This window comes from Janibacter sp. CoH_79_TC_3, assembly GCF_058197955.1.
In genome coordinates this window covers 78960-92885 of record NZ_JBXWIV010000002.1, presented here as the reverse complement: position 1 = coordinate 92885, position 13926 = coordinate 78960, and the positions used below count along the sequence as shown (strand labels likewise).

The 13926-nt window shown below is 44.4% G+C and carries 10 protein-coding genes and 1 pseudogene; 7 read left to right on the top strand and 4 right to left on the bottom strand.

From position 1 onward, the window contains the following. Nucleotides 1-250: 250 nt before the first annotated feature. From kdpF to AC2FA3_RS02520, 6 genes are all read left to right on the top strand, one after another. Entirely contained in the window at nucleotides 251-361 is a 111-nt protein-coding gene (gene kdpF / locus AC2FA3_RS02545) for a K(+)-transporting ATPase subunit F (RefSeq protein WP_081501593.1), read from the top strand. After that, nucleotides 361-2073, top strand: coding sequence for a potassium-transporting ATPase subunit KdpA (gene kdpA, locus AC2FA3_RS02540; protein WP_490508164.1), 1713 nt, complete (start codon nucleotides 361-363; stop codon nucleotides 2071-2073). Before kdpF ends, kdpA begins: the two co-directional genes overlap by 1 nt. A 122-nt stretch (nucleotides 2074-2195) precedes the next feature. Continuing rightward, on the top strand, nucleotides 2196-4334 hold the full coding sequence (gene kdpB / locus AC2FA3_RS02535) for a potassium-transporting ATPase subunit KdpB (protein WP_490508163.1): 2139 nt from the start codon (nucleotides 2196-2198) through the stop codon (nucleotides 4332-4334). 21 nt (nucleotides 4335-4355) lie between these two features. Next, nucleotides 4356-5081, top strand: coding sequence for a potassium-transporting ATPase subunit KdpC (kdpC, locus tag AC2FA3_RS02530; protein WP_490508162.1), 726 nt, complete (start codon nucleotides 4356-4358; stop codon nucleotides 5079-5081). A 31-nt stretch (nucleotides 5082-5112) separates the two neighbouring features. After that, nucleotides 5113-7935, top strand: coding sequence for a DUF4118 domain-containing protein (locus AC2FA3_RS02525; protein WP_490508161.1), 2823 nt, complete (start codon nucleotides 5113-5115; stop codon nucleotides 7933-7935). Between the two features lie 99 nt (nucleotides 7936-8034). Beyond that, entirely contained in the window at nucleotides 8035-8721 is a 687-nt protein-coding gene (locus tag AC2FA3_RS02520) for a response regulator (protein WP_490508160.1), read from the top strand. 156 nt (nucleotides 8722-8877) lie between these two features. On the opposite strand, the gene AC2FA3_RS02515 is transcribed toward AC2FA3_RS02520, so the two are convergent. Then, nucleotides 8878-9324: a PACE efflux transporter gene (locus AC2FA3_RS02515; RefSeq protein ID WP_201542961.1), complete on the bottom strand. Its 447-nt coding sequence runs from the start codon at nucleotides 9322-9324 to the stop codon at nucleotides 8878-8880. 100 nt (nucleotides 9325-9424) lie between these two features. On the opposite strand from AC2FA3_RS02515, the gene AC2FA3_RS02510 reads away from it, so the two are divergent. Continuing rightward, entirely contained in the window at nucleotides 9425-10309 is an 885-nt protein-coding gene (locus AC2FA3_RS02510) for a LysR family transcriptional regulator (protein WP_490508159.1), read from the top strand. A gap of 260 nt (nucleotides 10310-10569) precedes the next feature. On the opposite strand, the gene AC2FA3_RS02505 is transcribed toward AC2FA3_RS02510, so the two are convergent. The 3 genes and pseudogenes from AC2FA3_RS02505 to AC2FA3_RS02495 form a co-directional block, all read right to left on the bottom strand. Continuing rightward, nucleotides 10570-12252 carry an NAD-dependent malic enzyme gene (locus AC2FA3_RS02505; protein WP_490508158.1) on the bottom strand — a complete coding sequence of 561 codons (1683 nt, stop codon included), beginning with the start codon at nucleotides 12250-12252 and terminating at the stop codon, nucleotides 10570-10572. A gap of 115 nt (nucleotides 12253-12367) precedes the next feature. Continuing rightward, nucleotides 12368-12463 (bottom strand): annotated as a pseudogene (locus AC2FA3_RS02500) (zinc ribbon domain-containing protein); the annotation flags it as partial. Nucleotides 12464-12734: 271 nt separating this feature from the next. After that, nucleotides 12735-13667, bottom strand: a complete 933-nt coding sequence (locus tag AC2FA3_RS02495) for a pirin family protein (RefSeq protein WP_490508157.1) — start codon at nucleotides 13665-13667, stop codon at nucleotides 12735-12737. Nucleotides 13668-13926 lie beyond the last annotated feature (259 nt).

The window sequence follows — 13926 nt, the reverse complement described above, 5'->3', positions numbered from 1 at the left end:
ACTTCCGGCAAATATATTGCTAGCCTATAGCAATATCCGCACTCTAAAAAACATCTAAACGATGCCTTAAAAACTAAGGCTTTCTGCTCTTCTCACGTTTTAACACTCCCCATCTTTATACTTTCTTTATACCCCACCGCGTTATCTTGACAACACTTTTATACCCCTCTCGGCATACTGTTGCTATTAATAAGTAAGCAATAAAGAAGTAATAAAAGATCAGTCTAACCATCACTGATCTTCATTATTCATGGTTCATTGTGCGTTTTTGGAGAGTGTCATGGAAGTTTTTGCAGGGTTTCTAGCCTTCGGTTTATTCATCTATTTGTTATATGTACTGATTAAACCGGAGGCATTTTAATGACAATATATGCGCTATCACAGCTGGTTATTTATCTAATCGTTCTATTTACTTTAGGATATTTTTTATCAGGTTACCTGCTGCAAAGGATGCAAGCCCCTGTTTCTCGGCTTGAATCCCGTATTTTTACGACGCTGGGTATGATCGGTCAAGATACCAAAGGCAAGCCTGCTTTTGGTATGAATTGGAAGCAGTACGCTGGCGCCATTGTGCTATTTAACCTCATTGGACTATTGGGGTTATTTGTTTTGCAACTGGTGCAAGGACACTTGTCGCTAAACCCTGCCAATATGTCAGGCGTCACGTGGGATTTGGCGATGAATACCGCCATCAGTTTTATCACCAATACCAATTGGCAGGCTTATGGCGGCGAAAGTAGCATGAGCTACCTGACCCAAATGATGGGTATGTCGTTGCAAAACTTCTTATCAGCGGCAACCGGTATCGTGGTGGCTTTTGCTCTAATGCGTGGTCTGGTATTTAAAAAGAGCGCGCATCTGGGTAATGCTTGGATAGATTTATGGCGCTGTAATCTTTATATTTTGCTGCCGATAGCGGCAATTATAGCGGTGCTATTGATGAGCCAAGGCGTGATACAAACGCTATCCATGTATACCGATGTGCAGACCTTACAAGGTGAATCGCAAACGATTGCTTTGGGCCCTGTTGCCTCGCAAGAAGCGATTAAGATGCTCGGTACCAACGGCGGTGGCTTTTTTAATGCCAACTCTGCTCACCCGTTTGAGAATCCCACGCCCTTTTCTAACTTTATCCAAATGCTAGCTATCTTTCTTATCCCAACGTCGCTTTGTTTTTGTCTTGGCAAAATAAGCGGCAATCTCAAACAAGGTATCGCTATCTTAAGTGCTATGACGGTCTTGTTTATAGCGATGTATTCTTTGACCGTCAGCAGCGAGCTTGCCGGCAACCCTTGGTTGGCGTCACAAGTTCAAGGCCTTACCGATGCCAGTGTGAGCGGCAACATGGAGGGCAAAGAAGTGCGTTTTGGCATTGTTGCCACCTCACTATTTGCCACGATTACCACTGCCGCTTCGTGCGGTGCCGTCAACGCCATGCATGATTCATTTACCCCCCTCGGTGGACTGAGCACCATGTTGCAAATGCAATTGGGCGAAGTGGTCTTCGGCGGTGTGGGCGCAGGTCTCTACGGTATGCTGCTATTTGCCATCTTGGCGGTATTTATATCGGGGCTGATGATTGGGCGTACTCCCGAATATCTTGGCAAAAAAATCGAACCGTTTGAGATGAAAATGGTGGTTTTGGGCTTATTGGCCGCGCCAACGATGGTGCTAGTAGGCACAGCTATCAGTGTGATGACGACCAGTGGGCAAGCCGGTATCTTCAATCCTGGTGCTCATGGTTTTAGTGAAGTGCTCTATGCCTTTAGCTCGGCGGCCAATAATAATGGCTCTGCCTTTGCAGGCTTGGGTGCCAACTCTGTGTTTTATAACTCTATGCTTGGGCTGGCGATGTTGGTTGGTCGCTTTGGGGTCATCATTCCGGTACTGGCTTTAGCAGGATCGTTGGCTAAAAAACCCAGATTAGAGGTTAATAGTGGCACCTTGCCAACCACCACGCCATTATTTGTCGGGCTTTTGGTCGGCACAGTGCTGATGATTGGTGCTCTGACCTTTGTCCCTGCTTTAGCGCTCGGACCCATCATAGAGCAGATTTGGATGTTGGGAGGCTAGCCGATTGAGTACAGGCAAGCATTAGACGAGTCGTTATTTAGTTAGTTAATTTATTACTAATAACGTGACTCGCTACCTAATAGTGAATCGACCCATTTTATGATTACGTGAGGAATACAAACATGAGCGTTTTATCAGACACTAATACACAGGCTGCAAATTTGCCGTCGCAGCAAGACCCCAATCATGCAAACTTACCCGAAAAACCAGCACAAGGCCTCCTTGACCCTGCTTTGATCAAGCCCGCCCTAAAAGACGCTTTACTTAAGCTTGATCCCAGAGTGCAATGGCGCAATCCGGTGATGTTTGTGGTTTATATTGGCTCGCTACTGACCAGTATCTTAGCCATTACGATGTTGATTCAAGGGCAAGCTGGCATTGTTTTTACCCTATCCATTACCTTTTGGCTATGGTTTACCCTACTATTTGCAAACTTTGCAGAAGCGTTAGCCGAAGGACGTAGCAAAGCCCAAGCCGCCAGTCTAAAACAGGCACGTCAAGACGTGCAAGCTCGCAGGCTTACCGGCACTGACAGGCATTCTGTGCCGACTATGATTCAGGCAACAGAGCTTAAGCAAGATGATATCGTTCTGGTCAATGCGGGCGAGATTATTCCTGCTGACGGCGAAGTCATAGAAGGTTTAGCCTCCGTTGACGAATCTGCAATCACCGGCGAGTCTGCACCCGTTATTCGTGAAAGTGGTGGCGATTTCAATGCGGTGACAGGTGGCACTAAGGTGTTATCTGACTGGTTAATGATACGTATCACCCAAGCTCCCGGACAAGGGTTTTTGGATCGTATGATTGCCTTGGTAGAAGGCGCCAAACGCACTAAAACGCCAAATGAGATAGCGTTGACCATTTTGTTGGTGGCGCTAACGCTGATATTTTTACTAGTATGTGTGACCTTATTGCCTTTTTCACAGTTTGCCGTACTGTCTTCGGGCAATGGCGAGCCGATATCGATTGTGGTCTTAGTGGCGCTGTTGGTCTGCTTGATACCAACGACCATTGGCGGTCTGTTATCAGCGATTGGCGTAGCGGGCATGAGTCGTATGATGCAGGCCAATGTCATCGCGACCTCTGGACGCGCGGTAGAAGCGGCAGGCGACGTTGATGTTTTGCTACTTGATAAGACTGGCACGATTACCTATGGCAATCGACAAGCGTCACAATTTATACCCGCAAACGGAGTGACAGAAAATCAGCTTGCGGAAGTGGCGCTGATCAGCTCATTGACCGATGAAACGCCAGAAGGTCGCAGTATCGTCAAGCTTGCCCAAAACCGATTTGATATTGATGAAAATACATGGAAAGCAAAGCCGTTTGATACCATCGAATTTACCGCGCAAACACGTATGAGTGGCACCGATATTGATCAGCGCCATATCCGTAAGGGGGCGTTTGATGCCATCGTAAAATGGGTAGAAGCACAAGGCGGCATCTTACCTAATAATCTACAGCAACAAGTAGAGGAAGTCGCGCGCCGTGGTAGTACACCGCTACTGGTCGCCGATAGCCAGCAGTTGCTCGGCGTCATCGAGCTTAAAGACGTGGTCAAATCCGGCATAAAAGAGCGCTTTGCCGAGCTGCGCAAGATGGGCATTACCACCGTGATGATTACGGGCGATAATCCTCTGACAGCGGCGGCCATTGCTGCCGAAGCAGGCGTCGATGATTTTATGGCGGAGGCAACCCCTGAGCAAAAGCTTGAAAGAATACGCAGCTATCAGCGTCAAGGTAAGCTAGTCGCCATGACCGGCGATGGCACCAATGATGCACCGGCACTGGCGCAAGCAGATGTGGCTGTCGCTATGAATAGTGGTACTCAAGCGGCTAAAGAAGCCGCCAACATGGTCGATTTGGACTCAAATCCGACCAAGCTGATTGAAGTGGTGCAAACCGGCAAGCAGATGCTCATGACTCGCGGCGCACTGACGACATTTAGCTTAGCAAACGATATCGCCAAGTACTTTGCCATTATTCCAGCCGCCTTTGCCAGCACCTACCCTGCGCTTGGGGTATTGGACATTATGCGACTAGGCAGCCCTCAAAGCGCGATTTTATCGGCTATTATCTTTAATGCGTTGATTATTGTGTTTCTCATTCCACTGGCGCTGCGCGGCGTGACTTATAGACCTGATTCTGCCATCAATCTATTGCGCCGCAACTTGCTGATATACGGCTTGGGTGGACTCATTCTTCCCTTTGTCGGTATCAAAGTAATCGACATGCTCATTAATGCCTTGCACTTGGTATAACCAACGATACGGATGACGACTATGCAACCGAATAAATCTACGCTACTTAATAACTCTGTGCAATCTAACAACGCTATACAATCTGTTCCTGTTGACTCTAAATACCACCAGGCGGATAAAAACAACCTTTCTGCATCGGACAATTCTATATTGGACAATAGTACTGCCCGTATGCCCATGCTCAAACCTGCGCTATCATTATTTATAGCCTTGGCACTCATTTTAGGTTTATGCTATCCCTTATTAATGACCGGCGTTGCCCAAGTGACCATGGCGGATAAAGCCAATGGTAGCTTGGTAGTACACAATGGCAGCTTAGTGGGCTCTGCGCTTATCGGTCAGCGCTTTGATCAGCCAGAATACCTATGGACGCGCCCATCAGCAGCGGGAGACGGTTATGATGCCGCGCAATCTTCGGGGAGTAATTTGGGACCTTTGAATCCTGAATTAGTGACTGCTGTCGAGGCACAAGTACAACGACTAAAAGCCGCTGATCCACAAAACACCGCGCCTATCCCTCTTGATTTGGTCACGATGTCAGGCAGTGGTTTAGACCCGCACATCTCACCAGCGGCAGCTGAATGGCAAGTCAGCAGAGTGGCGCGTATACGTGGCATCAGCGCTGAACAAGTCCAAACAACCATCGATGAGCATACAGAAACGCGACAATTCAATCTGCTCGGCGAACCGCGCGTGAATGTATTGGCGGTCAACTTAGCCTTAGATGAGATGGCAGTCGTTAAATGAGTCAACCCATTAATCAGCAGTGAGCATCCGCATGAGTGAGCAGCGCCCCAATCCAGAAGATTTACTGCAGCAGATAAAGCAGCAAGAAAATACGCGCAGCAGAGGTAAACTAAAAATCTTCTTCGGGTCATCGGCGGGCGTTGGCAAGACCTATGACATGCTCTCTGCCACCCATCGAGACCAAGCACATGGACTGGATGTCTTAGTCGGCATCGTAGAAACTCATGGCCGCAGTGAGACAGCAGCATTATTAGATGGATTGACAATACTCCCGTTACGTCAGGTTGAGTATCGAGAGCAAACCTTGGCGGAGTTTGATATTGACGGGGCTTTGGCGCGGCATCCAGATATTTTATTGGTTGACGAGCTGGCACATAGCAATATTCCAGGTTCCAGGCACCCAAAACGCTGGCATGACGTTGAGGAGCTATTAAAGGCAGGTATCAGCGTCTATACCACAGTGAATGTTCAGCATTTAGAAAGCCTGAATGATGTGGTGAATCAAATCACCGGGGTCGTGGTACAAGAAACCATTCCCGATTGGTTCTTTGATCAAGCCAATGAGGTGGTATTGGTCGACCTGCCAGCCGATGAGCTATTGGCTCGACTGCATGATGGTAAGGTCTATATCCCCAGTCAAGCCAAGCATGCGATAGAGAACTTCTTTCGAAAAGGTAATCTGATTGCCCTACGTGAGCTGGCATTGCGTCGAACTGCTGACCTAGTCGATGCCGATATGCGAGATTACCGCAATCAATCGCGTATTTCATCCATCTGGAATACCACCGATCAGCTATTGGTGGGTATCAGTACGCGCGCGCATAGCGAACGCCTTATTCGTCATGCCGCCAGACTCGCCAGCAGCTTACACTCGCAGTGGTATGTTATCTATGTAGAGACGCCGCGAAATGCCTATGAGCTGTCCAAAAATAAGCAAAGTATCTTAGAAGCACTACGCTTAGCAGATGAGTTGGGTGCCAAGACAGAAATCATCAGTGCCATTAGCGTCGCTGAAGGATTAGTCAGTTATGCCCATCAATTTAATATTGGGCGTATTATCATCGGGCAGAATCACTCTAGGTTTTATTATGATCAATCATTGGTCAAGCAAATCTCACAGCAGGATATCAATTTAGACTTGATATTGGTCAATCAAGCCAAACAGACAAAAAGCACCCGTAGCAAACGACAACTGCCTACTTGGGATATAAATGCCCTAGCCTCTAAAGACAATCGCATCGGTTATCTGATGGCCGTTCTAGGTTGTACGCTCGTCACTGTCAGTCTAGTCGCCCTAACTCGCTGGTTTGATTTAGCCAATGTGGTGATGCTGTATTTGTTAGTCATTGTGTTCATATCGGTTCGCTTTGGGCGCGCCCCTGGTATCTTTGCAGCGCTCTTAAGTGTCATCAGCTTTGACTTGTTTTTTGTGGACCCTAAGCTTTCTTTTAGTGTTAGCGATGTCCAGTACTTAGTCACCTTTGCAGTGATGATTGTCGTCTCATTGATTATCAATAACTTAGCGGTTGGGCTGCGCTTTCAGGCGCAAAATGCCCGTAGACGTGAGCAACAAGCGATCTCTATGAGTCATTTGGCACAAAGTCTCAGTGCGGCGCGCAAAAACGAAGAAATCATCAATCAAGCCATTATTTGGCTGACCAAACATATCGCTAGTAAAGCGCTTATAGCGATGCCCAATGCTGACGGTAAATTGACTGTCGTCTCAGAATCAAGTATTCCTTCAGAGTTCAATTGGAATGTGACGCAATGGGTATTTGATCATAAAGAAAGTGCGGGTCTAGCGACACATACGCTGGCCGCCAATCCTATGCAATATCGAGCGCTTGCGACCTCAAGTCAGGTACTGGCGGTATTGGCACTGATGCCAACCGACATCGATAATTTTAATCAACCAGAACAACAACGTACACTCGATGTAGCGATTGCCCAAATCACCTTGGCGTTAGAGCGTGTTTATTACGCCAAAGTTGCACAAAATGCCCTCATCAAAGTAGAGTCAGAACGCCTGCGCGGCTCGCTGTTATCCGCGTTGTCTCATGATATTCGCACACCCATTACCGTGCTATCAGGATTGGCGGCTTGTCTTGCCAGCCAAAATTTAGCACCTGCTGAACAAAAGCAGCTGGCTATCGATATCGAACAGCAAGCCAATGTCATTCAGCGCTTGGTCATCAATATTTTAGATTATGTGGCACTGCAATCTGGCGGTATGAAACTCAATAAACAATGGGTAAGCTTGGAGGAGATTATCGGTAGTAATATACGCCAACTTGAACCGTATCTACAGAATCGACAGGTCAAGATAGATGTGGCCAGTGCTGTCGATTTTATTTATACCGATGAATTAATTTTGGCGCGTATTTTAAATAATCTGCTGACCAATGCCATTAATTACACTCCAGACAACGCAGCTATCACCATTCAAGCGACACTCACTAATCAGCAAAATACTCAAAACCTGCAGAATCATAAAGCTGTGCAAAGCTACCAAATAACGGTAACCGACAATGGTCAAGGACTGCCAGTAGGGATGGAAGCGCAAATATTTGAACGTTTTACCCGTGGTGATAGTGAGAGCAATACAACAGGACTAGGATTGGGACTGGCGCTCAGTAGAGACTTGGTCCAGCACTTAGGCGGCACACTAAGGGCGAGCAATATACAACCGCACGGCGCGCAATTTGTTATAGTGCTACCGTGGCAGCCTTTAGAAAATCTAGATATATTTGATGATAAATTCACATCAAATACGAATCAGATAGATGAAAGCATAGATACAAATATAGTTGCAAACATAACCACAAACACAACTACCAGCTCCGAAAGCTTATAAAATAAGTTTATCCAACATTGTTGGAAACTTGGGCACTGTCGTTATTTCATTACCTCATTACTGCCTCAAGCTTCCCCTATAAGTAGTAAATACCCTACTATGAAAACCATCTTAATCATTGAAGACGAAGCCCATATCGCAAGATTTATCAAATCAGCGATGGAGCAAGAAGGCTATCAAGTCTACGCTGCCGATAGCTCGCAACGCGGGTTGATTGAAGCCGCCTCTCGCCGCCCAGACTTATTAATATTAGACCTAGGTCTCCCAGATGCGGATGGTTGTGATGTCATCTCAGATATTAGAGCTTGGTCATCATTGCCAATTTTAGTACTGTCGGCTCGCAGTAATGAGCAGGATAAAATAAAAGCTTTAAATTTAGGTGCCGATGATTATTTGGTAAAACCCTTTAGCATGGGCGAGCTAATTGCTAGGGTCAACGCCCAGATGCGCCGCTGGCAAGTCGGTTATGAGGCACCGGTTGTATTAGCATTAGGCAATGTCAGTATTGATTTGGCACAACGGCAAGTTAAAAAAAACGGTGAAGACATTCATTTAACGCCGATTGAATATCGCCTATTGACCGTACTAATTAAAAACGCCGAAAAGGTCATGACGCATCAGCAACTGCTGAATGAAGTCTGGGGTAAAGGTCACAACCACCAAGAGCATTATGTGCGCATATTTATGTCAAATTTACGCCAAAAACTAGAAGACAATCCTTCTAGACCTAGTTATTTCTTCACTGAAATCGGCGTTGGTTATAAGCTGCACATTCCTAAAAGCTAATCTAAAATGCAAATCTTAAAAAACACAAGGTTAAAAAAATACCAGACTAGAAAACAATATCAGCGTTAACTTTATTTATTCTTATAAATATCAATAACGTTGCTACTTATAACATTTATCAAGATCAGATATCACTTCACGAATGGTTAGCTCGACTTATAAATAAACCGCTTTGTTTTCTACATATTTAAAATATTGTATCGGGAAAATCTTGTCGTAAGCCCAGTTGTAAGAGAGGTTATAAAATAAGTAAAACCCTACTAATGACGCATCCATGATAAAAGCTTGCCATAGACTAATGCCGAGATACCAAGCCACCATTGGTAGATACAGCATTAGCAGACCACTCTCAAATAGCAGTACATGCAGCACCCTTATTGCTGGCGTCTTAAATGTACTGCGTTTAAACCTCACCATCCCTTTATCAAAGACAATATTGAAACCGTAGTTCCATATAGTCGCCATGATAGAGCCTACGATGGCAATAACACCGATATCTTTAATATCAAAACTAAAAAAGAAGCTCATAATGGGAATGGATAATATTAGTGCAATGATTTCAAATCCAACAGCGTGACGTATACGATCTCTATGAGTTCGCATCATTAATCCTTATAGAATATACATTCATAATACTTAGTTGACTCTATTGTATCTGTTAAACTAATAGATCAAAGTTACTATCTATAGGAAAAACCGATACATGAATTTTTCTTTAGAGCAGCTGCAAGCATTTGTGGCAACGGTAGAGACGGGCTCGTTTTCAGCAGCAGGACGGCGGCTTGGCAAAGCACAATCATCGGTTAGTGCGGCGGTGGCAAATTTAGAAATCGACTTGGATAACGTGTTATTTACTCGAAATAGTCGCTATCCTGAATTGACGGAAGAAGGTAAACGTTTGCTAGCTGAAGCGTATTTAATATTAGAGCGCTGCGAGCATTTCTTTGGGGTGGCTAAAAGCTTAAGTGAAGGGGTTGAGAGCCGATTGGTGCTGGCAGTCGATGACCTTTATCCATCAGAATGGCTGGCGCGATTGCTTGATGAGTTTGATAACTTGTTTCCTACTGTGGAGTTAGAACTGCTGCTGCCCATCATGGAAGATGTCAGTCGTTTGATTTTAGAAAAGCGCGCAGATTTGGGTATTATGTGGAGCCAAGAAGATTTACCGTCAGCCATTAGCTTTCATACCTTAGGCTGGATTCCGCTTAAAATCGTGTGTGCGCCTGAACATGAAATAGCAAACAAAGTGATCAGCTGGGAGGACTTAAAAAGATACCGTCAGCTCATTGTGGCGACGCGCAATGAAAGTAAAGAAAAATCACGTCTACGGGTGGCCGCAGATGTATGGTGGGTTGAGAGTCAGTGGGTGATTATTGAGCTTGTCCAGCGTAACCTTGGTTGGGCGTTGGTGCCTGAGCATATTATTGTTGATGCGTTAAAGGATGGCTCTTTGGTATCACCAAAGCTTGATTTTGATAAGCACAGTTGGCCGGTTGCGGTTGAGCTGATTTGGCATAAAGAAAAACCGTTAGGTAAGGCGGGTACTTGGTTAAAACAGGCAGTTATTACTTTAGACCAGCAAGCATAATGGGGTTTATTTATCGTTATCAATTATTCGTTCGTTACAATCGTAAAAAGCCCTCTTCGCTATTTTTATATAACGTAGAAGCCTTTAAGTAGGTAGATCATTAGGTACACGGCTTTAAACAGAGCGTTACTTTATAAGTTAACCTTTGCCACAAATAAATTAAGACAAATGCTAAATACAAAAAAACCTCTTAAAATCCACTTTAGCAGCGATTTAAGAGGTTTTTATTTTTAACGCTTCTTTATCGGTACTTTTGAAAACTAAAAGGACGTACGACGATAATTACGGTATTTAGGTAACCAGAAGTTGGCTTTTAAACGACGTTCTAAATTTTCTATCGTTATAGGTAAGGCCAATTTATCTTCAACCGCTTGTAATGCAACGGCATAAGCTATCTCTTCACTGATCTCTCTAATCACCCTAATTGGCGGTAATATTGCGCCCGGAGCTTTTATATATTTCACTGATATATCCGCCAGTGCTTGGCTTGCCGCCATTAACATATTATCGCTGATACCCGTCGCACGTGCTGCTAATACACCTAGGCCAATGCCTGGGAATATATAGCTGTTATTACATTGAGACACTTCAAAAGTTTGTCCTTCAAAAGTAGTATCAGGAAAAGGACTGCCCGTTGCAATAATGGCTTTTCCCTTGCTCCAATTGGTCACTTCCTGAGGCGTTGCTTCAACGCGAGAGGTTGGGTTTGAAAGCGGCAATACAATGGGATGTTCCGTATTAACACATAAGGTTTCAATCACCTCTTGGGTAAACAAACCTTTTTGCCCACTGACACCAAACAATACAGTGACTTTCCCTTGTTTAACCACTTGCGCCAAACCGAGTTTTTGACTCTTATCCCATGCTGCAAGCGCGGATTCTTTTTGGACCAAGGGTACTTGGAATTTTTGCAACTCTGTCATGCTATCGGTAAGCAAACCATAACGATCCACCATAAATACTTGGCTACGCGCCTGCGCCTCACTCAAACCTTCACGCTGCATTTGGCGAATAATATGTTCAGCGATACCACAGCCCGCTGACCCTGCACCCAAAAAGGCGATTCTTTGTTGACTGAGTTTTTCACCTTTGTTTAAACAGGCCGCAATCAATGTGCCGACTGAAACCGCCGCGGTGCCTTGAATGTCATCATTGAAGCAGCATAATTCGTCACGATATCTATTTAGTAATGGGGTCGCGTTTTCCTGTGCAAAATCTTCAAATTGCAATAGCACCTCTGGCCAACGACGTTTAACCCCTTGAATAAATAAATCTAAAAACTCATCGTATTCAGCACCAGAGATACGCGGATTTCTCCAGCCCATGTACATAGGATCATCAAGTAGCTGTTTATTATTGGTGCCCACATCTAATAGAATCGGTAAACAATAAGCCGGGCTGATGCCGCCACAAGCCGTATATAAAGACAATTTACCAATCGGGATGCCCATGCCGCCAATACCTTGGTCACCTAAGCCCAATATGCGTTCACCATCGGTGACTACGATTACTCTTACCTTTTGTTTGGTGGCATTTTGCAAAATGTCATCGATTTTATGACGCTCAGGATAAGAGATAAACAAACCACGTTTACGGCGATAAATTTTGGAGAATTGTTCGCAAGCTTGCCCGACCGTTGGGGTATAGATGAGCGGCATCACTTCCTCGATATGCTGCTCAATCAAATGATGAAACAATGTCTCATTGGTATCTTGGATATTACGCAAATAAATATGCTTATCCATATCACTGCTAAAGGAGCTAAGCTGATGATAAGCGCGTAATGACTGCTCCTCGATGGTCTCGATGTTGTACGGTAATAAACCGGTTAAATTAAAGCTATCACGCTCATCCGAGGTAAAAGCGCTACCCTTATTCAATAAAGGCATCTCTAACAATATGGGTCCAGCAAAAGGGATATATAAAGGACGTTCGTTTGGCATAATTAAATCTTCTTAATGAGACGTGTGGTGGTATAAAAAGCAGTCGTTTGAATACTTAGTATTTTTCTTTCGTGTTTTAAACAAAACACAGCTAATGATTATTAGCTATTAGCTATTAGTTAGTTAAGTGATGGCAATTTGAGCACGTTTTAGATAATGAAAACCATCTGTCAATTTTGATAAGCTGTTTTTCATACCATTCTTCTTTATAAGCAAGCCTAGAAGTACTAGCTTAGAAGCGCAAGCATAAAAGTAAAGGCTAACCATGAGCTATCTGACATGGATTCTCTATTATACTATAAAACTCAAGCACGCATTTGCCCTACCACCTTAGAGCCAGCGGGTTTCTTAGTAATACTGTTAAATTCAGGTATTTGGTCTATTAATTTCAATGCCAAAATCACTAATATCCATCAAAAAAAGCCCGCTGACACGATATCAACGGGCTTGTATTATTTATAAAGGACTTTTACAAAGGTCTGTTACCCAGGTTGTCCAAATTTACCGCTGTGAAAATCCTCAACTGCTTGACGTATTTCTGTCTGAGTATTCATCACAAAGGGTCCCATACGCGCCACTGGCTCATTAAGCGGTTTTCCAGCGATTAATAAAAACCGTGCGCCATTAATATTGCTGCTCACTGTAATATTATCGCCTTTGCTTAGGGCCGCTAAGTTCTTCGCTTTGACAGTATTATTGGCTTTACCTTGTGCGCTACCTGTAGAGTCCTGAACAGAAACCTCACCTTCTATCACGTAGATAAAAGCATTATGATCGTTCACTAGCCTCTGATCGAAAGTAGTATTGGCAGGTAAGCTGACATCCATATAAGTGGGATAAGTATGAGCATTAATGACTGGACCAACGGTACCTTGGTTGGTTTCACCGGCAATCACTCGAATTTCAATACCATTATCACGCTGTTCAAGCGGCGTTGATTCAGGCAAAAACTCTTGATATCCAGGCTCACTCATTTTGGCTTTGGCAGGCAAGTTAACCCACAACTGAAAACCCTTTAACAAACCCTCTTGTTGCTCTGGCATCTCTGAATGCAAAATGCCTTTGCCAGCCGTCATCCACTGTACACCGCCCGGCTCGATTACCCCTTCATTACCAGCATTGTCCTTGTGACGCATACGACCATTGAGCAAATAAGTCACCGTCTCAAAACCACGGTGCGGATGTGTCGGGAAGCCAGCCACATAATCATCAGCATCGTCACTCTCAAAACAATCAAGCATCAAAAAAGGATCTAGCATATCTAAGTGCGGCGTACCAATAATACGAGTTAATTTCACTCCAGCGCCGTCAGAAGTTGGCATGCCAGGTAGTTGCTGCATAACCGTACGATTTTGCAATGGGCTGAGCTTATTATTGATGTCTTGAGGTTCATTGGTGTTATTTATAATACTCATCGTCCTACTCCTATCTTTTAGTTGAACTTATAATATTACTATATGCGGCGATAAATGATCTTATAAACAGAGATAACGGCAAAACACAGTTCTTAATTTGAGAACAATTGATCACATTTCAATCAGCTTTTGATGACTTGATAAAAAACGACATAATCAGTCCGTAAACGGCTAAGACGATGCCTAAAATAAAGGCTATTTGTACCCCAGCAGCTAATGAAGTACTCACTAAAAAGCGATTAGCCTAGACCGCCCAGAA